Annotated in this window: 19 protein-coding genes and 2 pseudogenes; 12 read left to right on the top strand and 9 right to left on the bottom strand. The window is 63.9% G+C overall.

Features of this window, described 5'->3' with window-relative positions:
• The first annotated feature begins 4 nt into the window (after nucleotides 1-4).
• A complete protein-coding gene (locus NKL06_RS07960; RefSeq protein ID WP_023692175.1) occupies nucleotides 5-424 on the top strand; it encodes a GNAT family N-acetyltransferase in 420 nt (139 codons plus the stop codon).
• On the opposite strand, the gene NKL06_RS07955 is transcribed toward NKL06_RS07960, so the two are convergent.
• Nucleotides 421-1,536 (bottom strand): anhydro-N-acetylmuramic acid kinase, encoded by a 1,116-nt coding sequence (locus tag NKL06_RS07955; protein WP_023709179.1) that lies wholly within the window; start codon nucleotides 1,534-1,536, stop codon nucleotides 421-423. The two genes, NKL06_RS07960 and NKL06_RS07955, sit on opposite strands and share 4 nt — an antisense overlap.
• A gap of 213 nt (nucleotides 1,537-1,749) precedes the next feature.
• Here NKL06_RS07955 and NKL06_RS07950 point away from each other — a divergent pair, with 213 nt between their 5' ends.
• The 5 genes from NKL06_RS07950 (at nucleotide 1,750) to NKL06_RS07930 (ending at nucleotide 6,512) form a co-directional block, all read left to right on the top strand.
• Nucleotides 1,750-2,433 carry an SDR family NAD(P)-dependent oxidoreductase gene (locus tag NKL06_RS07950; protein ID WP_023668581.1) on the top strand — a complete coding sequence of 228 codons (684 nt, stop codon included), beginning with the start codon at nucleotides 1,750-1,752 and terminating at the stop codon, nucleotides 2,431-2,433.
• 172 nt (nucleotides 2,434-2,605) lie between these two features.
• Nucleotides 2,606-3,460, top strand: coding sequence for a MetQ/NlpA family lipoprotein (locus NKL06_RS07945; RefSeq protein WP_023668580.1), 855 nt, complete (start codon nucleotides 2,606-2,608; stop codon nucleotides 3,458-3,460).
• Nucleotides 3,461-3,543: 83 nt separating this feature from the next.
• Entirely contained in the window at nucleotides 3,544-4,632 is a 1,089-nt protein-coding gene (locus NKL06_RS07940; protein WP_023687042.1) for a methionine ABC transporter ATP-binding protein, read from the top strand.
• Nucleotides 4,613-5,269 carry a methionine ABC transporter permease gene (locus tag NKL06_RS07935; protein ID WP_023668578.1) on the top strand — a complete coding sequence of 219 codons (657 nt, stop codon included), beginning with the start codon at nucleotides 4,613-4,615 and terminating at the stop codon, nucleotides 5,267-5,269. The genes NKL06_RS07940 and NKL06_RS07935 overlap by 20 nt, the downstream gene beginning before the upstream one ends.
• Nucleotides 5,270-5,405: 136 nt before the next feature.
• Nucleotides 5,406-6,512, top strand: a complete 1,107-nt coding sequence (locus NKL06_RS07930) for an isopenicillin N synthase family dioxygenase (RefSeq protein WP_023687043.1) — start codon at nucleotides 5,406-5,408, stop codon at nucleotides 6,510-6,512.
• 161 nt (nucleotides 6,513-6,673) lie between these two features.
• On the opposite strand, the gene fba is transcribed toward NKL06_RS07930, so the two are convergent.
• From fba to mtnK, 3 genes are all read right to left on the bottom strand, one after another.
• A complete protein-coding gene (gene fba / locus NKL06_RS07925; protein ID WP_023687044.1) occupies nucleotides 6,674-7,738 on the bottom strand; it encodes a class II fructose-bisphosphate aldolase in 1,065 nt (354 codons plus the stop codon).
• A gap of 314 nt (nucleotides 7,739-8,052) precedes the next feature.
• On the bottom strand, nucleotides 8,053-9,147 hold the full coding sequence (mtnA, locus tag NKL06_RS07920; protein ID WP_023668575.1) for an S-methyl-5-thioribose-1-phosphate isomerase: 1,095 nt from the start codon (nucleotides 9,145-9,147) through the stop codon (nucleotides 8,053-8,055).
• Complete coding sequence (gene mtnK / locus NKL06_RS07915) at nucleotides 9,144-10,412, bottom strand: S-methyl-5-thioribose kinase (RefSeq protein ID WP_023668574.1); 1,269 nt, start codon at nucleotides 10,410-10,412, stop codon at nucleotides 9,144-9,146. Before mtnK ends, mtnA begins: the two co-directional genes overlap by 4 nt.
• Nucleotides 10,413-10,549: 137 nt before the next feature.
• Here mtnK and NKL06_RS07910 point away from each other — a divergent pair.
• From NKL06_RS07910 to NKL06_RS07900, 3 genes and pseudogenes are all read left to right on the top strand, one after another.
• Nucleotides 10,550-12,059: pseudogene (locus NKL06_RS07910) on the top strand (sugar ABC transporter ATP-binding protein).
• A gap of 74 nt (nucleotides 12,060-12,133) precedes the next feature.
• Nucleotides 12,134-13,129 (top strand): ABC transporter permease, encoded by a 996-nt coding sequence (locus NKL06_RS07905; RefSeq protein WP_023668572.1) that lies wholly within the window; start codon nucleotides 12,134-12,136, stop codon nucleotides 13,127-13,129.
• A 46-nt stretch (nucleotides 13,130-13,175) separates the two neighbouring features.
• Complete coding sequence (locus NKL06_RS07900) at nucleotides 13,176-14,228, top strand: substrate-binding domain-containing protein (protein ID WP_023692173.1); 1,053 nt, start codon at nucleotides 13,176-13,178, stop codon at nucleotides 14,226-14,228.
• A 70-nt stretch (nucleotides 14,229-14,298) separates the two neighbouring features.
• Here the strand turns inward: NKL06_RS07900 and NKL06_RS07895 are convergent, their stop codons facing one another.
• The 5 genes and pseudogenes from NKL06_RS07895 to NKL06_RS07875 form a co-directional block, all read right to left on the bottom strand.
• Nucleotides 14,299-14,586, bottom strand: coding sequence for a type II toxin-antitoxin system RelE/ParE family toxin (locus NKL06_RS07895; RefSeq protein ID WP_023692172.1), 288 nt, complete (start codon nucleotides 14,584-14,586; stop codon nucleotides 14,299-14,301).
• Nucleotides 14,579-14,854, bottom strand: coding sequence for a ribbon-helix-helix domain-containing protein (locus tag NKL06_RS07890; protein ID WP_023668569.1), 276 nt, complete (start codon nucleotides 14,852-14,854; stop codon nucleotides 14,579-14,581). Before NKL06_RS07890 ends, NKL06_RS07895 begins: the two co-directional genes overlap by 8 nt.
• A 74-nt stretch (nucleotides 14,855-14,928) precedes the next feature.
• Nucleotides 14,929-15,275: pseudogene (locus NKL06_RS07885) on the bottom strand (D-alanine--D-alanine ligase A); the annotation flags it as partial.
• A 214-nt stretch (nucleotides 15,276-15,489) separates the two neighbouring features.
• Nucleotides 15,490-17,544 (bottom strand): bifunctional aldolase/short-chain dehydrogenase, encoded by a 2,055-nt coding sequence (locus NKL06_RS07880; protein WP_023692169.1) that lies wholly within the window; start codon nucleotides 17,542-17,544, stop codon nucleotides 15,490-15,492.
• Nucleotides 17,545-17,636: 92 nt separating this feature from the next.
• Nucleotides 17,637-18,608 (bottom strand): sugar-binding transcriptional regulator, encoded by a 972-nt coding sequence (locus NKL06_RS07875; RefSeq protein ID WP_023692168.1) that lies wholly within the window; start codon nucleotides 18,606-18,608, stop codon nucleotides 17,637-17,639.
• Nucleotides 18,609-18,798: 190 nt separating this feature from the next.
• Between NKL06_RS07875 and NKL06_RS07870 the strand changes: the two genes are divergently transcribed.
• From NKL06_RS07870 to NKL06_RS07860, 3 genes are all read left to right on the top strand, one after another.
• Complete coding sequence (locus tag NKL06_RS07870; RefSeq protein ID WP_023692167.1) at nucleotides 18,799-20,439, top strand: acyl-CoA synthetase; 1,641 nt, start codon at nucleotides 18,799-18,801, stop codon at nucleotides 20,437-20,439.
• Between the two features lie 161 nt (nucleotides 20,440-20,600).
• Nucleotides 20,601-21,206: a TetR/AcrR family transcriptional regulator gene (locus NKL06_RS07865; protein WP_023668564.1), complete on the top strand. Its 606-nt coding sequence runs from the start codon at nucleotides 20,601-20,603 to the stop codon at nucleotides 21,204-21,206.
• Nucleotides 21,207-21,264: 58 nt separating this feature from the next.
• On the top strand, nucleotides 21,265-22,404 hold the full coding sequence (locus NKL06_RS07860) for an efflux RND transporter periplasmic adaptor subunit (protein ID WP_023692166.1): 1,140 nt from the start codon (nucleotides 21,265-21,267) through the stop codon (nucleotides 22,402-22,404).
• The last annotated feature ends 98 nt before the right edge of the window (nucleotides 22,405-22,502 follow it).

Here is a 22,502-nt window from a genome sequence, read left to right as displayed (position 1 = left end):
CCGGATGAAGACGACGCTTGAAACCACTGCCGACCCCTCGTCAGACGACCTCGCCTTCCTGGCCGAGCGGCTGACGGCGTTCAATGACGGCGATGTCGGCCCCTCCGGCCGCAAGCCGATCGCGGTCTTCGTTCGTGACGAGCACGGCGCTGTCGTCGCCGGCATTTCGGGATACACCGCCTGGGGCTGGCTCTATGTGCAATGGCTGTGGGTCGACGAACGCCTGCGCGGCCAGCATATGGCCGGCGACATGCTGGACGCTGCCGAGCGCGAAGCAGTCGCCCGGGGCTGCCAGACCGCCTGGATCGACACGTTCAATCCGACAGCGGCCAAAGTCTATGAGCGGCAAGGCTACCGGCGTTTCGGCGAGCTGCCTGACTTTCCCATCGGCCGCAGCCGCATCTTCCTGCAGAAGAAGCTCTAACCTGCCAGCCGCCCGCCTTGCATCGGCCGCGGCACGCCGGTGGTGCTGGGAAAGCTGATCGGCAGGCCGCGCAGCACGCGCACGGCAAGGAAGGCAAAGCATTCGGCCTCCACCGCATCGCCTTTCCAGCCCAGTGTCTCGGCCTGCACCACCTCGACGTTGGCGCGCCTCGCCAGCATCGCCATCATCGTCGGGTTGCGGCGGCCGCCGCCACTGACCGCTAGGCGCTTCGGCCGGCGCGGCAACAAATCGAGCGCCTTGCCGACGGCCGAGACGGTGAAGGCCGTCAGCGTCGCCGCCCCATCCTCTGCGCTGAGGCCGTCGGCCATGGCGGCGCCGAAGTCGAAACGGTCGAGCGATTTCGGATAGGGCTTGGTCAGATACGGATGCTGGAGCAATTTGGCCAGCCGCACTTCATCGACGGTGCCGGCCGCGCCCAGTGCGCCGTCGCGGTCCATCTCGCCGAGGCCGTTTGCCTTGATGAAATCGTTGAGCGGCGCGTTGGCCGGGCCAGTGTCGAAGGCGACGATGTTGTCCTTGCCGTCCCACCAAGTGACGTTGCCGACACCGCCGAGATTGAGCACAGCGGTGTCCCCGCTGGCGTCGGCTTCCCTCAAAAGCGCCGCGTGGTAGGCAGCCGCCAGTGGTGCGCCCTGGCCGCCAGCGCGCACATCGTCCGAGCGGAAATCATAGGCGACCTTGGCGCCCAGGATCGAATGCATCAGCGCGCCATCGCCCAACTGGCGCGTATCGCCGCGCCGCCCGGGTTGCGGGGCACGATGCAGCACGGTTTGGCCGTGAAAACCGACCACGCCGATATCGCCTATGGTCAGGCCGTAGCTTTCGACAAGGTCCTTCACCGCCGCCGACTGCGCCCGCGTCAGCGCCTCCTCGGCTTCGGCAAAGATCGCCGGCTCGGGCCCGTCGAAATTCCACACCCGGGCCTGACGCAGCGTCTCCTCCAGCAAGGCACGGATCGCTGCGGGGTAGGGGGCCAGCGTATAGGTGCCGAAATCGGCGATCCGCTCGCCATCGGTCTTGATCAGCGCCACGTCGATATTGCCGTCAAGCACGGTGCCGGTCATCAGGCCGACGGCCCAGATTGGTTCCACGGTCGACTCCCTTGCGACACCGTTTGCGATTCCAACGCAATCACCTGTCGGACGGATTGTCTCGCCAGGCAAGACCCTGGCCGCGGTCGATTGCTCCGAACCTGCCGGCAGGGTTTTTCACCGAACAGCGAAAATCGAGCAACGCCGTTCTTGCGTCTCGCCGCTCAAGACGCCAGCTATGAGACGAACACGTCATCGCCAAGGAGAAACGACATGGCATCCGAAGTCGCAGTGATCGCCGGCGCGGGTGCGGGCCTGAGCGCCTCTTTGGCACGCCTTCTCACCACGGAAGGCTATCGTGTGGTGCTGGCCGCCCGCAACACGGCCAAACTCGCGGCGCTGGTCGGGGAAACCGGCGCGCTGGCCGTCGAAACCGACGTCGCCGATCCGGCCTCCGTCGCCGGCCTGTTTGACGCCGCCGACAAGCAAGGCCCGCTGGCCCTTGCCGTCTTCAATGCCAGCGGCCGCACGCGCGGCCCGATCGCCGAGGTCGATCCCGATGCGGTCAAACAAGCCTTGCTTGTCGGCGCCTATGGCGGCTTCCTGGTCGGCCAGCAAGCGGCGCGGCGGCTGCTTGCGCGCGGCTCCGGTTCGATTCTTTTCACCGGCGCCTCCGCCAGCATCAAGGGCTTTCCCAACTCCGCCGGCTTTGCCATGCCGAAATTCGGCCTGCGCGGTCTGGCTCAGTCGATGGCGCGCGAACTCTTCCCGAAGAACATCCATGTCGCCCATTTCATTATCGACGGCCAGATCGAGCCGGTCGGGACGAAGCCCGAGCGACCGGACAGCCAGCTGTCGCCCGATGCGATCGCGCAGACCTATCTCGCGACCCATCGCCAGCATCGCAGCGCCTGGAGCTTCGAGGTCGAGCTGCGGCCCTTTGTCGAGACATTCTGACCGGTCCGGCGTGACCGTTCTCGCAATTGCGAAATCTTTGAGAGAATATTCCCGGCTTCGTGTTTGAGAAGAAATGCGGTTCTTTGATCCGGCAAGCAGCATTGCCGATGATGTCGTCAAGGCTTGGTATTCCACCTCGCCGCAATGACTTCAGGATTACGAGGGATCGACAATGTCCGAACGCGGAAACGCTTCCAGCTCTCTTCTTTTTTCAGCCATCAGCCGGCGAGCTGCCCTTGCGGCACTTTTTGCCTCGGCCGTCACGCTTGCCGGTCTGGCTCAGCCGACGCCGTCCTTCGCCGAGGACAAGAAGTCTATCAAGGTCGGCATCATCAGCGGCGAGGATGAGGATGTCTGGCGCGTCGTCGTCGCCCAGGCCGCCGAAAAAGGCCTGACCGTCGAGACCGTGGTGTTCAACGACTACACCCAGCCCAACGAGGCGCTCGAGCGCGGCGAGATCGACGCCAACGCCTTCCAGCACCAGCCCTATCTCGACAACCAGATCAAGACCCAAGGGTACCACATCGTGCGCGTCGGCTACACCGGCGTCTGGCCGATCGGCCTCTACTCCAAGAAATACACCAAGGTTGCCGACCTGCCCGAAGGCGCCGTCATCGGCTTGCCCAACGACCCCTCGAATGAGGGCCGCGCGTTGCGCGTTCTGCAGAACGAAGGCGTGATCAAGCTGAAGGACGGCACCGGCATCCTGGCGACCACCGCCGACATTGCCGAGAACCCTAAGAAGGTCGTCATCAAGGAACTGGACGCCGGCATTGTCGGCCGCTCGGTCGAGGATCTCGACGCGGCTGTCGTCAACACCGACTGGGCGCTGAAGAGCGGTCTCGGCCCGGACAACCGCATCGCCCAGGAGCCAGTGGCCGACAACCCCTACCGCAACTTCATCGCCGTGAAATCCGGCAACGAGAACGAGGCGTGGGTGAAGACGCTGGTCGCGTCCTACCAGAACGAGGCGGTCAAGGCCGAGTTCGACAAGGTCTACAAGGGCACCGGGATCAGCGCCTATTGATTGGCGCCTGGTTGTCAGGAGCAGGCGGCCCGCTGTTGAGCGGGCCGCTGTCGCATTTGTCGAGCGTTGAAACGGACAGTGAGATGAACCAGCACGTCACGGCCGAGGCATCCGGTCCGGTCAATATATCGGCCGGGCAAGAAGATGTCGTACGCCTGGTCGACCTCAAGCGCCGCTTTGGCGCGACGCCTGCGCTCGACGGCGTCTCGCTGACGGTGCGCAAGGGCGAGATCCTCGGCATCATCGGCCGCAGCGGCGCCGGCAAGTCGACGCTGATCCGCTGCCTCAACGGGCTGGAGCGGCCGGACTCCGGCGACGTCTTCATCGAGGGCCGCGAGATCGGCCGGCTCGGCGAGCGTGAATTGCAGCCGCTGCGGCGTCGCATCGGCATGATCTTCCAGCACTTCAATCTGCTGTCGGCCAAGACCGTGGAGGACAATGTCGCGCTGCCGCTGAAGATCGAGGGCCGCCCAAAGGCCGAACGGCTGGCGCGCGCCGCCGAATTGCTCGACCTCGTCGGCCTGTCGGAGAAGGCGAAGGCCTATCCGTCCTCGCTGTCGGGCGGCCAGAAGCAGCGCGTCGGCATCGCCAGGGCGCTGGCCGCGCGGCCGGCGCTGCTGCTGTCCGACGAGGCGACCTCAGCGCTCGATCCGGAGACGACGCGCTCCATCCTGGCCTTGCTGAAAGACATCAACCGGCAGCTCGGCCTCACCATCCTGCTCATCACCCACGAGATGGAGGTGATCCGCTCGATCGCCGACCGCGTCGCGGTGATCGATGCCGGGCGCATCGTCGAACAAGGCCCGGTGTGGTCGGTCTTTGCCGAGCCGCGTTCCGAAATCACCAGGAGCCTGCTCGGCGGCATCCGCCCGCAACTGCCGGCCGAGATTGCCGGCCGGCTTGCTCCCGGAGGCGGCGCCGAGCTCATCCTCAGGGTCGACGTCGCAGGTGAGGCCGCGCGCGGTCCGCTGCTGTCCGATCTTGCGGTGGCCGTGCCGGGACGGTTCCGCCTCGTCCATGGTGGCATCGACCATGTCCAGCAGCAGCCGGTCGGCACGCTGTTCCTTGCGGTCGCGGGCAACGATCCGAAACATCTGTCCAAAGTAATCGCATTCCTGAAGGCCCGCGACGCACGGGTGGAGGTGCTTGGCCATGTCGCCGGTTCTGTTTGAACTTCTGCTGCGCTCGATCTGGGAGACGGTCCTGATGACGGCGGCATCGGGCCTCATCTCGCTCGTCTTCGGGCTGCCGCTCGGCCTGGCATTGATTGCCACCGAGCGCGGCGGCATTGCCGAAAGCCTGTGGGTGAACCGCGCGCTCGGCGCCGTCATCAACGGCTTCCGCTCGGTGCCTTTCATCATCCTTCTGGTGGCGCTGATCCCGGTGACGCGGCTGATCGTCGGCACCTCGATCGGCACCTGGGCGGCGATCGTGCCGTTGTCGATTGCGGCGACGCCCTACTATGCCCGCATCGCCGAAGTGTCGCTGCGCGAGGTCGATCGCGGCCTGATCGAGGCGGCGCGCGCCATGGGCGGCAACCGCTGGACGATCATCCGTGAGGTGCTGGTGCCCGAAGCTTTGCCCGGCATCGTTGCTGGTTTCACGGTGACGCTGGTGACCCTGATCGGCGCCTCGGCCATGGCCGGCGCCATCGGTGCCGGCGGGCTTGGCGACCTCGCCATCCGCTACGGCTACCAGCGTTTTGAGACCAGCGTCATGGTCGCCGTGGTCATTGTGCTGATCATCCTCGTTTGCGGCATCCAGTGGGTCGGTGACCGGCTGGTCGCCAGGCTGGACCGGCGCGGATGAGCGCCACGAACGTTATTTGCCGGCAGGCTGCCAAACGCAGCGCCGGCTTTCTCTATCGGCGCCGAGATTGGATTGCGCGTTGCTTTGATCGGACCGGCCTGCGTGCCACCGTGACAGCGGAACAAGGAGCTTGACCATGCCCAGGATCGTACCCGTGCTTGATCTCGGCCGTCTCGAACAGGGCGCTTCCGAGCGGCGAACGTTTCTCTTCGACCTGCGCACGGCCGCGCGCGATGTCGGCTTCTTCTATTTGACCGGCCACGGCATATCGGCTGCGGATACCGCAGAAGTGCTCGACGCCTCGCGCCGGTTCTTTGCCTTGCCGGAAGCCGACAAACTGGCGATCGAAATGGTGAAGTCCTCGCAGTTCCGCGGCTATACGCGCGCCGGCGGCGAGCTGACCAAAGGCAAGGCCGACTGGCGCGAACAGCTCGACATCGGCGTCGAACGCCCGGCCATCGAACAAGGCCCCGGCGTGCCCGCCTGGACGCGGCTGCAAGGGCCCAACCAGTGGCCGGCCACGCTGCCCGAGCTGAAGCCGGCGCTACTCGCATGGCAGGCCAAGGCGACGGCGGTGGCGATCCGGCTGCTCCGGGCCTTCGCTTTGTCGCTCGATCAGGCCGAGGACGCCTTCGATCCCGTCTACCGGGCCGAGCCCAACCATCGCATGAAGATCGTGCGCTACCCCGGCCGCGACGCCACCGGCGACAACCAAGGCGTCGGCGCGCACAAGGATGGCGGTTTCCTGACGCTTCTGTTGCAGGACGAGAGCAAGGGGCTGCAGGTCGAATATGACGGTGCCTGGGTCGACGTCGATCCGCTGCCCGACACGCTGGTGATCAACATCGGCGAACTGCTCGAGCTGGCCTCCAACGGGTATCTGAGAGCAACGGTCCACCGCGTGGTAACGCCACCGGCCGGTGTCGAGCGGATTTCGGTGCCCTTCTTCTTCAGCGCCCGGCTCGACGCCACGATCCCGCTGCTCAACCTGCCCGAGGAACTGGCGGCCGAGGCGCGGGGTCCGGCCAGCGATCCCGACAATCCGCTGTTTCGCAATGTCGGTACCAATGTGCTGAAGAGCCGCCTGCGCTCGCATCCCGACGTGGCGCGCCGGCACTACGCCGATCTCCTGGAAACCGGCGCTCAGCCGGCTGAAATCTTGGAAGACAAGAACGAAATTTCCGCATCCCGCATTGTTTTAGAAAGCCGTTCGTCGCCAACCGCAGCGAATGCGCGCATATAGGAATTATCGTTCGGCGGTTTCCTCCCATTCCACCGAACGGTGTTCCCCTCTGAAGGTTCTTGACCTTCTTTTGGCCGGGCTGCTTTCGCGCCCGGCCTTTTTTATGTCAATAGCTCTTCTTTCTTCCCCACAAGGGGAGAAGGAAGAGGCGCCAGGGGACTTCACCCAAACTTCGGATCAAGGCTGCCCGACTTGTAGCGCTTGGCCATCTCAGCTACCGGCAGCGGCTTGATCTTCTGGGCATTGCCGGCGGTGCCGAACTGCTCGAAGCGCTCCTTGCACAGTTTGCGCATCGCGGCCATGGCCGGCGTCAGGTATTTGCGCGGATCGAACTCGCTCGGGTTTTCGGTCAGCACCTTGCGGATGGCGCCGGTCAGCGCCATGCGGTTGTCGGTGTCGATGTTGATCTTGCGCACGCCGTGCTTGATGCCGCGCTGGATCTCTTCCACCGGCACGCCCCAGGTCGGCTTCATCTGGCCGCCATATCTATTGATGATTTCCTGCAGGTCCTCGGGCACCGAGGACGAGCCGTGCATGACCAGATGCATGTTGGGCAGGCGGCGGTGGATTTCCTCGATGACGTTCATCGCCAGCACCGCGCCGTCCGGCTTGCGTGAGAATTTGTAGGCGCCGTGGCTGGTGCCCATGGCGACAGCCAGCGCATCGACATGGGTGTCCTTGACGAACTCGACCGCCTGTTCCGGATCGGTCAAGAGCTGGTCGTGGCTGATGGCGCCTTCGACGCCGTGGCCGTCTTCCTGCTCGCCGCCGCCGCTCTCAAGCGAACCGAGCACACCGATCTCGCCTTCCACCGACACGCCGCCCCAATGCGCCATGTCGACGACGCGCCGGGTGATGCCGGAATTGTAGGCATAGTCGGCCGGCGTCTTGCCGTCCTCTTTCAGCGAGCCGTCCATCATCACCGAGGTGAAGCCGTACTGGATGGCGGTGACGCAGGTGGCTTCGTTGTTGCCATGGTCGAGATGCATGCAGACCGGGATGTCGGGGTGGATTTCGACCAGCGCGTCGATCAGCTTGGCCAGCACCACATCATTGGCGTAGGCGCGGGCGCCGCGGCTGGCCTGCAGGATGACCGGCGACTTGGTCTCCTCGGCCGCCTCCATGATGGCGAGGCCCTGTTCCATATTGTTCATGTTGAAGGCGGGTACGCCGTAGCCGTATTCGGCGGCGTGGTCGAGCAATTGTCTCAGTGTTATGCGAGCCACCCAATAGTCTCCCGTATCTGGTTTCAAGCGCAACGTCGCGGGCCGGCCGGTTGCCGGCCTAGATGCTTCTGGCCGGATTTCGCCAGAACCGCAACCGTCAGCGGCCATCGAGGCCGCAATTCTTGTTGCATGGCCGAAATTCGGTAGCCAGCCGGTGAGGCGCTAATCTCCCCCCATGAGGGGAGATGGCCGGCAGGCCAGAGGGGGTCGGTTCGACTGGGTGCGACCTCCTTGCGGCAGATGAAAGTCAACGCTTCAGGACGCACCGACCCCCTCTGTCGCCTTTGGCGACATCTCCCCTTCAAGGGGGGAGATTATCCGCGTTCGGGGAACATCGCCTTCAACCCTTCGCGCGAAGCCTTGGCCACACCGCGCTCGGTGATCAGCCCCGTCACGAGCCGTGCCGGCGTCACATCGAACGCCGGATTGGCCGCCGGCGTCGCTTCGGGCGAAACCCGCACCTGCGCAATCTTGCCGTCCGCCGTCTTGCCCCAGACCAGCGACACCTCGTCACCGGAGCGTTCCTCGATCGGGATTTCGGTCAGGCCATCACCCACCGTCCAGTCGATGGTCGGCGAGGGCAGAGCGACGTAGAAGGGCACCTCATTATCGGAGGCGGCGAGCGCCTTGAGATAGGTGCCGATCTTGTTGCAGACGTCGCCATTGGCCGTGGTGCGGTCGGTGCCCACGATCACCATGTCGACCGCGCCACGCTGCATCAGATGGCCGCCGGCATTGTCGACGATCAGCGTGTGCGGCACGCCGTGGCCGGCCATCTCCCAGGCGGTCAGCTGGGCGCCCTGGTTGCGCGGGCGCGTCTCGTCGACATAGACATGGACCGGAATGCCGGCCTCGACGGCGAGATAGATCGGCGACGTGGCGGTGCCGTAATCGACCGTCGCCAGCCAACCGGCGTTGCAGTGGGTGAGGATGTTGACCGGCTCGCCCGGCTTCTTGCGTGCCGCGATCTCCTTGATGATGGCAAGCCCGTTCTCGCCGATGGCGCGATTGAGATCGACATCCTCGTCGGCGATTTCGGCAGCGCGCTTATAGGCCGCCTCCGCGCGCTGTCCCAATACGATCGGCCTGAGGAACCGCCGCATCTCGTCCAGCGCCCAGCGTAGATTGATCGCAGTCGGCCGCGTCTTGTGCAGCGTCTCCCAGACCGCGTCGAGCGCTTCGTCAGACGGATCGTCCGCCATCTGGATGGCGACGCCGTAGGCCGCGGTGACGCCGATCAGCGGCGCGCCACGAACCCACATGTCACGGATCGCGGTGGCGATGCCGGCAACGCTCCCGATCGTCTCGACCCGGAACTCGTGCGGCAGCCAGCGCTGGTCGATGATCTCGACCGAACGCTGGTCGTCGCTCAGCCAGATGGTGCGGTAGTGGCGCTCGCCGACGTTCAAATCCTGCTCTCCCGTTCGATCAAAGCGGCCAGATTATTGACCTCGTCCATGCCGTGAATCTGGCGCCGGTTGACGGCGATGTGACGGCCGAATTTCAGCGCCTTGGCCTCGCAGGAGGCTCGCAGATCCTCGTCCTCGATGGTCTCGAAATCGGCATTGTGGGCGAGGCCGAGGATGCGCCGGTGCACCTCGATGCCGGCAAAGCCCAAGAGGTCGGTCCAGATCTGGTGCAGCACATGGTCGAGCGCCTGCTCCGAGGCGAGAATGTCGCCCTGATCCTCGAACAGGCTCTTCTGGTAAAGCATGCCGGTGCGCTCGGTGCGCCATAGATGCGAGAACTCGGCGCGGAACACCGTCCAGGTGTCGTTGGTCACCCCGAGCAGATAGGCACGCATGGCGTCACGCTTGCCCTTCTGTTCATGGCCGCGCTGCGAGAAGTAGGACATCCAGAAATTGGCGAGCAGCATGCCGACGTCGAAGGCCATCGGACCGTAGAAGGCGAATTCCGGATCGATCATCCGCGTCTCGGTGTCGGTGACCATGATCGAGCCCGAATGCAGGTCGCCATGCAGCAGCGTCTCGGCATTGGCGGCGAAGATATGCTTCAGCCGCTGCGCTTCGACCTTGAGGTCGCGGTCGGCACGCAGTTCGGCAACCAGGCCGTCCAGTTGCGGCGACGTATGCCGGTTCAGCTTGGCATCGAAATATGGGTCGGAAAACACCAGGTCTTCGGTGATGCCGCAGAGCTCGACATTGTCGGCAAACAGCGCCAGGTCGGCCTTGCGGTCCTTGGTGGGCATGGAGAGATCAGAGCCGCGGAACAAAGTGCGGGCCATGAACAGGCCGATGTCGCGGGCGATATTTGGCAACTCGCGGCCGTCGATCAGGGCACGGCGCAGGATGATGTGCGGCGGCGCCAGATATTCCATGATGATCAGCGCCTGGGCTTCGTCGAAATGGAGGATCGCCGGCACCGAACCCGGCGCGCGCGCCTCTTGCCGCGTCAGCGCGTGATATTCGAAGAAGGAACGTTTCAAGGGCAGCGGCCAGCTGTCGCCGACGAGGCGAACATAGGGCAGGGCTTGCTTGACGACCGCCGCACCCGAGCCGCCTTCGACGATGAAGACGAGGTTCAGATTGCCGTCGCCGACCTCGCGCACCTTCCAAGGGCCCTTGCCGATTTTGGCGCACAGCGCTTCGTTCGTACCGAGGCGCGTTGCAAGCGTCTCCACCGACAGTGCTTCAAACGGCAATTTCGCAGTCATTCCTCACCCTCCCGCTTGCTCGCTCCAATCATAGTGGAGCGATGGCGGTGAGGCCAAGCTAGGAAGCTGACTGGCAATTGTCAATCGAGTTGACAATTGATGACGTAGCCCATAGCGTCATCGTCAGGGAGGAACGAATGGGCAATGATGCCGTGTTCCGCGTGGACGGGCTGAGGAAATCCTTCGGCCATATCGAGGTGCTTGGCGGCGTCTCGCTCGAATTGCATGCCGGTGAGATCACTGTGCTGATGGGCGCCAACGGCGCCGGCAAGTCCACCCTCGTCAAAATCATCAGCGGCGTCTACGACCATGACGGCGGCATCATGCACCTCGCTGGCGGCAACTTTGCGCCGAACACGCCGGCAGAGGCGATCCGCGCCGGTGTCGTTACCGTGCACCAAACAATGACGGCGTCGTCGCCGATCTCGATGTCGCCACCAATCTGACGCTCGACCGGCTGAGCGGCAAGGGCGCGCCGCTGCTGTTCAACCCCGGCCGGGTGCGCCGCGAAGCCAAAGCGGTGGCCGACCGCATGGGGCTCGCCATCGACCTCAAGGCCCGCATCAGCGACCTGTCGCTGGCCGATCGCCAGATGGTGGCCATCGCGCGCGCCATGGCGCACCAGCCGAAAGTGCTGATCCTCGACGAGCCGACCTCGTCGCTGTCCAGCGCCGAGGCCGACCGGCTGTTTGCGCTGCTCGACCGCTTGCGTGAGCAGGGCGTCGCCATCCTCTACATCTCGCATCGCATGTCGGATATCAGGCGGCTGGCCGACCGCATCGTCTCGATGCGCGATGGCGTCATCTCAGGCGTCTTCGACAGCAAGCCTCTCGACTATGAGGGTGCCGTTAACGCCATGCTCGGCCGCAAGATCCATCTTGACCGCATCGAAGCCAGGAGTTCTGCCAAGCCGATCCTGACCGTCGATGCCTTGCGCATCGCCCCTGGTGCCCGGCCATTCTCGCTGACGCTCGGCGACGGCGAGGTCGTTGCCATCACCGGCCTCGTCGGCGTCGGCAAGACGGCGCTCGCCGAGACGCTGTTCGGCCTGCGCAAGCCGCTGTCCGGCACGATGACTTTATATGGCAAGCCCTATGCGCCCGCGTCGACCGGCGAAGCCATCGCGCTTGTGGAAGGGCAGGCTGATGTTTTCCTGGATGTTGAAGCCGCCGACGATGCCGTTTTCGCCACGGTCCTTGGCGACCAGAAACACGCCGGCGGCGCATGTCGCGCTTTTCAGTTCTCAAACGCGGCCTTGAACGCACTATTGCCCGCCGGCAGATCGAGGATCTCGGCATCGTCTGCCGCTCGGAGAAGGACGAGATGACCACTCTGTCGGGCGGCAACCAGCAGAAGGTGATGGTGGCCCGCTGGATGGCGCAGGACGCCCGATTGTTCATTCTCGACGAACCGTTCCAGGGCGTCGATATCTCCGCCAGGCGCGACATCGCCGCCAAGCTGAGGGCAAGCGCCAATGGCCGCGCCACGCTGCTGTTCGTCACCGAACTCGACGAGGCACTGGAGACGGCCGATCGCATATTGGTGATGTCCGAGCAGACCATCGTCGGCGAACACCGCAACGCCGATGTCGATCTCGACCGTCTGCTGGCCGAAGTCGCGGGCGGGCCGTTGCACAGTGCGGCCTGAGCCACGATGATTGAAGAACTGAGGGTTGGAATGGAGTGCACGGGTTTGAGTTGGGTATTGACGGCGGGCGCTGAATGACGCTGCGCGATTACGCTATCCGCTACGGGTTCATCGTGCTTCTGTTCGGGCTGATCGCGTATTTCGCCATCGCCGCCGACGGGTTCGTCTCGCCGCAAAGTGCCGTCTTCATTTTCCAGTCGGTCGCCATCACCGGCGTGCTGGCGCTGGGCGTCACCGCCACACTGGTTGTCGGCGGCTTCGATCTCTCGATCGGCTCGGTTGCCACATCGGCCATGATGGCGGCTGCCTATGTCATGGTGGTGCTGGAGCAGAACGTTGTCGTCGCTGTCCTCATCTGCCTGCTCATCGGCGCCCTTGTCGGCCTCATCAATGGCTGGCTGATCGTCTATATGCGCGTGCCCGATCTGCTGGCGACGCTCGGCATGATGTTCCTGCTCGTCGGCCTCCAGCGCATCCCGACTGAAGGACGCTCCATCGCCACCGGTATGACAATGCCGGACGGCTCGGTCGCCAACGGCAAATTCTCCGACGCCTTCCTGGCGCTCGGCCGCCACCGCTTCGACTTCTTCATCCCGAACCTCATTCCGGTCTCGGTGGTCGTGCTGATCGTGCTCGCCGTGCTGATCTGGTTCTTCCTCGAATACACACGCTTCGGCCGCATGATGTATGCCGTGGGCAGCAATGAACGGGCCGCCGAACTCGCCGGCGCGCCTGTCAAGGCATACAAAATCTGGGCCTACGTCATTTCAGGAGTTTTTGCCTCGATCGGCGGGATTTTGCTGGCCGCACGGCTTGGACGCGGTGACATCGCGTCGGGTAATAATCTGCTGCTCGATGCGGTTGCCGCGGCGCTGATCGGCTACGCGGTGCTCGGCGCCGCCAAGCCGAACGCCTTCGGCACCGCCATCGGCGCGCTGTTCGTCGGCATCCTGCTGCAAGGCCTGACGATGATGAACGCGCCTTACTACACGCAGGATTTCGTCAAGGGCGTGGTTCTCGTCGTCGCCCTTGTCTTTACCTTCGCCCTTTCCGGCCGGGGCAGGAGATAGAATGGCTGCCGGGACAGTTTTGGGTTCAACAAACGGAGGAAAGAACGTGAACATCACAAGACGACTTTTGGGGAAGGTCGCGCTCGGATTGGCCGGCGCAACAATGCTGATGCAGGTCCCGGCCTTTGCCGCCGACAAGCCGGCGCCGTTCGACAAGCCCGGCGTCAAGATCGCGCTGGTGCGCTATCTCTCGACCGGCGATTTCTTCCAGGCCTATCTCTCGGGCGTCGAGTCCCAGTCCAAGGCGCTCGGCATCGATCTGCGCGTGCTCGACAGCCGCCAGGACGCCGCCCTTCAATCCGACATGGTCGACCAGGCCATCGCACTCGGCGTGCAGGGCATCATCATCCAGCACGGCCTGACGGAATCGATGAAGGACGCCGCCCAGCGCGCGGTCGATGCCGGCATCAAGGTCGTCGCCTTCGACGTCAATGTCGAAAACCCCAAGATCCCGCAGATCGAACAGTCCGACAAGGACCTTGCGCGCCTGGCGCTCGAGCAGGCGGTCAAGGACAATGGCGAGAGCTGGAACGCCGGCTATGTCTATGTCGCTGGCATCGCGCCGCTCGACCGCCGCAACGAGACCTGGGTCGACGTGAAGAAGAAACATGCCGGCATCAAGGAAGTCGCGATGTTCGGCACGCTCGACAACCCGATCGCCAACTCGGTCGCCAACCAGGCGCGCTCGGTGCTGCAGGCGCATCCCGACATCAATGTGATGTTCGCGCCCTATGACGAGTTCGCCAAGGGTGTGAAGATCGCCGTCGACGAGGCGGGGCTGAACAAGAAGATCAAGATCTACTCCGCCGACATCTCTACCTCGGACATCGCGGCCATGCGCGAGACCGACAGCGCCTGGGCCGCCACCGCCGCCACCAACCCTGCCGTCGTCGGCCAGGTCTCGGTGCGCGCGCTGGCGCAGCTGCTCGCCGGTGAAGATCCCGGCCACAACGTCATCGTGCCGCCGACGCTGATCACCCAGAAGGACCTGATCGACAAGGACATCAAGAACATGGAGGACCTGTCGGCCAAGCTGCCGCAATTCGCCCATGCCGATGTCGCGATGCCGGCCTGGATGCCGAACCCGAACGCGAAGTAGGATCGGACATCTGATAGATGCGAAGGGCGGCATGGGCCGCTCTTTTCATATTGATCGTAAGCCTGCCGGCCTACAACCAAGGGTCTGGATCGCGCATCCCGTGGACAATCGCCACAGCGATAACACCATCGGGCTGCGGCTCGTAGATGATGATATAGCGGCCTTCGACGAGCACGCGGGCCGTTGCGCTTAACTCGGGCCGTGCGCTGCCCATCTTGGGGTGCTGCGCCGCCAGCTCCAGTCTTTCGAAAATTCGCATCAACAGTCTGTCTGCTGCCTTTTCATTGTCGGCGGCGATGGTGTGCCAGATGTCTCGCAAATCCTGCGAAGCGCGCGGTGTGAGCCTATAGCTAGCCACGGGCGCGGCGTTCTGCCTTCAGGCTGCCGATGAACTCGGTGGGGTCGACAGCCACTGGCTTGCCGCTGCCCATCCCGTCGGCATAGGCCCGCTTCAAGTGCTGGAGTTCGAGCGTGCGCAATTCCTCGCGCTGCTCCCATAAGCGCAGGGCGTCGCGGACAATCTCGCTGTTGGAAGCATAACCGCCACCTTCGATAGCGCTTTGCAGGCGAGCTATCTGCTGCGCGGTGAGGGATATGGTGAGGGTGCGCATAGGTTCGTTTTTCATAACCCACATTATAATGCATCCAACAAGGTCTAACAATATCTGTTAGGAATCTGCCCCTGCATCATGACCGCCCGACTCGCACCAGCCACCGCGCCGTCCTCGCCATGCAGGCGTGCAGTACCGGAACACCATATTCGATGGCAGGCAGGTCGTGCGGCGCACCCTTGGCGGGGATCGCCAGCATCCGCCCATGCCCGCCCGGCGCCAGGCAAAGCTGCGTCCCATCAGACGGTGTCGCCAGCGCGCCGTCCTTGAAATTGCTCAGCAGCCATTGGCCTTCGCGGGTGACGAAGATGGGAACGGCGTCGTATTTCGCTGGGTCCAGCGCGGCTATGACATTGGTTGCCGAAAGCAGCGACACCTCATGCTCGGCGGAGCGCCCGCCGAACAGCAAGCCGACACGAAGTCTCTTCGCAGCCATCGACAACTCCACCAAGGATCAGGGTCGGAGCTCGCATGCGAAACACAAGGCGCGCCCTAAAGTGGTCGAGCAATAGGCCAAGGATTGGAGTGGATTTTGACCAGTTCGAGCAGTTTTTCAGCACGACCTGCAAAAGCAGTTCTCCGCCTGGAGTCCTTCAGGTGGGAGAGCGGTTCGTCGTTTTGGTGAACGATGAACCGCTCCAGGTCTATGTCTAGCGCAGCGCTGCGGCGATGTTGCCACCGTCGACCGTCGTCACATCGGCGGTGGTGCGTTCGGCCAATGCTTGGTGCAGGAAGGCCTGCGCCACGTCTTCTGCCGTCACCTCCTGTCCGAGCAGATTGCCCGACATGTATTCCTTCTCCGACACGCCGCGCGCGCCGGAACGGCTGGCGATCATGGCGTCGGTCAACAGGCCGGAGCGGATGCGGTCGGCGTTGACCGCATTGGAGCGGATGCCGTGCGCGCCGTAGTCGAGCGCATATTGCCGGGACAGGAATAGCGTCGCCGCCTTCGGCACACCATAGGCGCCGAATTTCGGACCCGGGTTGACCGCCTGCTTGGAGGTGTTGAACAACAACACACCGCCGGTGCCCTGTTCCAGCATGATGCGCACCGCGTTCTGCGCCGCCGACTGGTGGGCGAAGAAGTTGAGCTCGAAACTCTTGCGCAGCAGGGCATCGTCGAGCTCGCCGATGCGGCCTTCCCAGGCGCCACCGGCGTTGGAGACCAGAATGTCGACGCCGCCATAGACAGCGACAGCTTTGTCGAAGGCGGCGCGCAGCTCGGCCGGGTTGGTGATGTCGGCGCCGACGCCGATCGAATTGTTGCCGGCTGCCTTTGCCGCCTCGGCCGCCCTGGCCGCATCGAGATCGACGACGACGGCATGCGCGCCATTGGCGGCGAACAGTTTTGCCGTCGCAGCACCGATCGCGCCGGCGCCGCCAGTGATCAGCACCACCTGGCCGGTCAGCGGCTTCGGCTTGTTGGAGGCGAGCTTGGCCTGCTCAAGCGACCAGTACTCCAGCGGGAAGAGGTCGGCCTTCGATAGAGGATGGAAGCTGCCGACGGCCTCGGCGCCGCGCACCGCCTCGATCCACATCTCGCCGACATCAGATGCGATCTTCGCATCCTTCAGCGTGCGGCCATGGCCGAACATGCCGAGGCCCGGCACCAGCGTCAGCCGCGGCATCGGGTCGAGCATGGTGCGCTCGACGTCGTCCAGCGCGTCGTTGGTTTCGAAATACGCGCGATAGTCGCTGGCGAAGGCCTCGACATGGCTCTTGATGACGGCCTTGTAGTCGCCGGCCTTGTCGGCGTCTGGCGCCGGAACTGCCATCGGCCCGGTCTTGATGCGGATCGACAGGTCCGGCGTCGACACACCGCGTGCGGCATAGTCGGCGATGCCGGCCGAATTGATGAAATCGACAATGGCATCCGAGGTGCGGAAGTCGCTGATCATGCGATCGAAGCGGCCTTCGCCACGCGATACCGCCACCGCGCCGCGCAGCATGGGCGCGATTGCCGCGGGCGTCGCCAGCTTTGCCGGCAGCGTGACCTTGGCCGGCTGCGGCTTGCCGTGCTTGGCGACATAGTCCTCGGCCACGTTCACATAGTGGATCATCCGGTCGTAAGCCTGCCTGGCATCGTCGCCGAAGGTGAAGATGCCATGCTTGTCGAGGATCAGGCCTTCGACGCTGGGGTCGGCGTCGTAGACATCGGCGGCCACCTTGGCGAGGTCGAAGCCGGGCTTGATATAGGGCACGTATCCCATCTTGTCGCCGAACATGGTCTTGATCAGCGGCTTGCTGTCCGCCTGGTCGACGATGGCGAGGATCGCGGTCGAATGCGTGTGGTCGACGAATTTATGCGGCAGGAAGGCGTGCAGCAGCGTCTCGACCGACGGATTGGGGGAGGCGGGGTCGATGAGGTTCGCCCGCTGCAGCGCCACCATGTCCTCGTCGGCGAGGCTGGCCAGCGCACGCGCCTTCAAAAGCGGGCCTAGCTTGACCGCCGGCAGGCCTTGCGGCTCGATCACACCCATGTCCCAGCCGCTGCCCTTGACGCACAGCACATCCCATTCGTCGCCGACGAAATCGGTGGCCTTGGTCTTGCAGGAGGTGTTGCCGCCGCCATGCAGCACCAGCCGCGGCTCGCCGCCGAGCAGCCGGGTCGTGTAGACGCGCAGCGCGAGGTCGCGGGCAACGCCCTTTTTCGCATAGTCGGCAACAAGTCTTTCCGCGTCGTCGTCATTCCAAAGGTTCTTCATGTCGCTATGTCCGCTTTGCTGTCTTGATGTTCCTGTGAACAGGAGTGCCGCGACGCCTTGATGACAATGCGCCGCTGCAAGGATTTCGTTTGTCAGGAAGCCTTTTTTGCCCCCGCGCTGGCTCCGGCATGGTCGAGCAGCCGCCGCGCCATGCCGGCGCCGACGACCAGATGCGTGCAGAGTCCGCCGGCGAGTGCTGCGAGCAGCGGTTCGAACTTGCTGTCTTCCTGCACCACCATCAGCCGCTTTTCGATCTGGCGCAGTGACGACAGCGAGGCCGAGATGACGCGGCGGTTGTAGCTGCAGTCGAGCGCCTTGCCGGCGGCATCGATGATCTGGCCGGCAACGACGCCGGCGGCGCCCGCTTCGCGCAACAGCCCCATCTCGCCGGGGCTGAGCGCGCCGCATTTGACGACATGGCTGTCGCCATCGACGGTGCCGACCGAATAGAGCGCCAGATCGCAGTTGGCAATATCGGCCAGTTGTTCGCGGATCACCGGTTCGGCGCGCAGCCCATGCGCCAGCAATTCCGTCGTCAGCACCAGCGGCGCGTAGAAATTGAGGCCCTTGGCGTTGAGCCGCCGGGCGATCTCCATCGTGCACTGGTCGGGACGGTAGGAGTAGGGCGCGCCGAGATTGCCGCAGAGCTGCACAACGGTGACGTCCTGCAGGTCGGCATAGGACATGACGTCGGCGATGGTGTAGACGGTGCGGCCCCAGGCGACGCCGATCCGGTCGCCCTTCTTGACCAGTTCGAGAAAGACGCCCGCCGCCAGCACCGCAACGTCCGTCGAAGGGTCGACGACATAGGCATTCTCCGGCGCGATCCACACCGCATCAAGCTTGAGCGCGTCCTCGAGCTGGCGCGCAAGCACGTCGTCGGTGAACAGCTGCGTCGAGGTCGAGATGTTGACGATGCCGGTCTCGCGCGCCTTGCGCAAATACATGGCGACCGAGGCGCGGGAGATGTTAAGCTGGCTGGCGACCTGGTCCTGGCGCAGGCCATGGGCATAATAGAGCCATGCGGCCTTGTGGATAAGCTGTTCTGCCGGTCGGATCGCCATGCCGTCTCCTCGGCTGACATTATTCACGCCTCTCGACAAAAGTCAAACTGGCGTGGGTACACGATACCTCTTTGCCCATCGAATCTGGACGATCATTGCGCCAAATGTGCCCGGTCGGGAATCGCCGATGGTGACGTGGCGGGAACCTGTGGTTAGAAGTTCTCAACAATGAAAATTCGGGGAGCACGGGATGGGCAGTCCCTACGAGCAGGATCTCGGCAAGAACGCCGCCAACCATCAGCCGCTGACGCCGCTCACTTATCTGGAGCGGGCGGCAAGCACCTATCCCGATCATGTCGCCATCATCCATGGCAGCCAGCGCATCACCTATCGCACCTTCTGGCGGCGCTCGCTGAAGCTGGCCTCGGCGCTGTCGAAGCGCGGCATCGGCAAGGGTGATACGGTGACCGTCATGCTGTCCAACACGCCCCCCATGCTGGAGGCGCATTTCGGCGTGCCGATGGCCAAAGCGGTGCTGCATTCGCTCAACACAAGGCTCGATGCCGCCGTCATCGCGTTCCAACTCGACCATGCCGAGACCAAGGTGCTCATCGTCGACCGCGAATTCGCTGCTGTCGTCAAACAGGCACTGGCACTGGCCAAGGTGAAGCCGCTGGTCATCGACTATGACGATCCCGACTATGCCGCCGATGCACCCTATCCCAAGGGCGAGCGCATCGGCGCGATCGACTATGAGGGGTTCGTCGCCGGCGGTGACGAGGGCTACGCCTGGTCGATGCCCGACGACGAATGGGACGCCATCTCACTCAACTACACCTCGGGCACGACAGGCAACCCGAAGGGCGTCGTCTACCACCATCGCGGCGCGGCCCTGATGGCTTACACCAACACCATCCATGCCGGCATGGCCAAGCACGCCGTCTATCTGTGGACGCTGCCAATGTTCCACTGCAATGGCTGGTGCTTTCCGTGGACGATGGCGGTCCAGGCCGGCACCCATGTCTGCCTGCGATGGGTGCGGCCGAAGCCGATCTACGATGCCATCGCCGACCACGGCGTCACGCATCTGTGCGGTGCGCCGGTCGTCATGTCGGTGCTGATCAACGCCAGGGAGGAGGACAAGCGGACGTTCCCCCAGACGGTGACCTTCAATACGGCGGCAGCACCTCCGCCGGAAGCGGTGCTGTCGGGCATGGCCGATGCCGGCTTTGCCGTCACCCATCTCTACGGGCTGACCGAGACCTATGGCCCGGCGGTCGTCAACGAATGGCACAACGCGTGGGACGATCTCGACAAGGGTGAACGCAGCGCCAAAAAGGCCAGGCAGGGCGTGCGCTATGCCGCACTCGAAGGCCTGACCGTGATGGACCCGGGGACGATGCAGAAGACGCCGGCCGACGGCGAGACCATCGGCGAGGTCATGTTCCGCGGCAACATCGTCATGAAGGGCTATCTGAAGAACAGGAAGGCGACCGACGAGGCTTTCGCCGGCGGCTGGTTCCACTCCGGCGACCTCGGCGTCATGCATCCCGACGGCTACATCCAGCTCAAGGACCGCTCCAAGGACATCATCATCTCCGGCGGCGAGAACATTTCATCGATCGAGGTCGAGGAAGCCCTCTACAAACACCCGTCCGTGGCGTCCTGCGGCGTCGTCGCCAAGGCAGACGACAAATGGGGCGAGGTGCCGGTCGCCTATGTCGAGCTGAAGCCCGGCAAGGTGGCAAGCGAGGCCGAGATCATCGAACACTGCCGCGCGCTGCTCGCCCGCTTCAAGGTGCCGAAGGCGGTGATTTTTGCCGAGATCCCGAAGACATCGACGGGGAAGATCCAGAAGTTTCAGCTGCGGGAAATGGCAAAGGTATCTTAGTTCCAGAGCGCAACGGCACGCAAGGTCGAGTTCGCGCACACCCTCTGTCACCATCTGTCACCAAATTATACGCGTACGTCGAATTCGCATTGACACTTCCCTCTTTTCGATTTACGACTGACGACAGTTGAAATTCGTCACTCGTAAATCGACAGACAGCCATGTCCGAAGCCGCCAGCATAATGGCCGACTCCACCCGCCAGGAGAATGTCACCCGCATTCTCGACTGTGCCGAACGCCTGTTCCGGCACTATGGTTACGGCAAGACCAATGTCGCCGACATCGCCCGCGAACTCGGCATGTCGCCGGCCAATATCTACCGTTTCTTCGCCTCCAAGGTCGAAATCCACCAGGCCGTCTGCGGCCGCATGCTCCTCGCCAGCTACAACATGGCCTACGAGATTTCCCGGTTGCCGATCAGCGCCGAGGAGCGGCTGCGCCGCTACGTGCATGCGCAGTACAAGATGACGCTGGAAGTCATGCTCGACGACCAGAAGGTCCACGAAATGGTCATCGTCGCGCTCGAGCGCGACTGGGGCGTCATCGACAAGCATATCGACAGCATTCACGACCTGTTTGCCGAGGTCATCCGCGAGGGCATCGAGGCCGGCGAGTTTGCCGACCAGGATCCGGTCATCGCATCGCGCTGCTTCGGCGCCGCCACCGTCATTCTGTGCCACCCGCAAATGGTGGCGCAGTGCCTTGCCAAGACCAATCGGGCGATGCCCGACGATCTCATCGATTACGCGATCAAGGCTCTGAAGTAACAGCCGCCGCCCGCCGGGCGCCGGTGTCGACCGTTCATCTCCAGTCGGGAGTACGAAAGTGTCTTTGTCCAGTTCCATCATCCGCAAGCTGCCGGTCGCCGGCCTGATCGTCGCCACGCTCGGGCTCGCCGCCTGCAGCCAGGAGAAGACCGAGGTCCAGGACATCATCCGTCCGGTCAAGGTGGTCGAGATCGGCCAGGCCGAAAAGAGTCGCGAACTCACCTATTCCGGCTCGGTGCGAGCCCGTACCGAAATGAACCTCGGCTTTCGCATCTCGGGCAAGGTCACTGAGCGTCTGGTCGACATCGGCCAGCATGTGACGACAGGCGATGTGCTAGCCCGTATCGATCCCACGGACTATGAGTTGTCGGTCAAGAGCGCCAAGGCCAGCCTCGACGCCGCCGAGCGGCAGGTCGAGACGGTCGATCTGTCCCGCAAGCGCGCCGAGCAGCTTTTTGCCAAGAACTTCACCTCCAAGTCGCAGCTCGAACAGGCGACGCTGAGCTACAACCAGGCGGTAGCGACGCGCGATGCCGCCCGCTCTACCCTTGCCCAGGCGCAGAACCAGGTCGTCTACACCGATCTCAAGGCGAGCGAGAACGGCATCGTCACGGCGGTCTCGGCCGATGTCGGCCAGGTGGTCGGCGCCGGAACGCCTGTGATGACTGTTGCCGTCGACGGCGAAAAGGAAGTGCTGATCGCGGTTCCCGAAATGGACATCGCCGCCTTCAAGCCGGGAAAGGACGTCAAGGCCAGCTTCTGGTCCGACGACGCGCTGGCGCTCTCCGGCAAAGTGCGTGAAGTCGCCGGCAGCGCCGACCAGCAGTCGCGCACCTTTGCCGTCCGCGTCTCGCTGCCCGACGACCCGCGCGTGCTGCTCGGCATGACCGCCAACATCGAGGCCTCGGTGGCCAAGAAGCAGGAGATGGTGTCGATCCCGCTCAGCGCGCTTGCGGAAAAGGATGGTCGCAAGATTGTCTGGACCGTCGACCGCGCCGGCGAGACGGTGCACGAGCGCCTGGTCAAGGTTGCGGAGTTCACCGCCGACGGCGTCAGCGTCGCCGACGGGCTCAAGCCGGGGGATGTCGTCGTTGCCGCCGGCACCCAGTTCATGACCGAGAATCTCAAGGTCAAGCTGACCGGCGATGCGGTCCAGGCCGCCTCTGCGGAAGGCGATGCCGCAAAGGCCCTGCGCTGACCGCAGGCATGAAGCCGGCTTGATCGTCGCTTCGGCGAAAAGGCTGGGCAAGCGAATTCAGGGTTTCCGGGCGGCGAGCGCCCGATGGTCGAGACGCC

It is taken from the genome of Mesorhizobium sp. C268A, from assembly GCF_040324475.1.
Lineage (GTDB): Bacteria > Pseudomonadota > Alphaproteobacteria > Rhizobiales > Rhizobiaceae > Mesorhizobium.
This window is presented reverse-complemented; position numbering and strand designations above follow the sequence as displayed.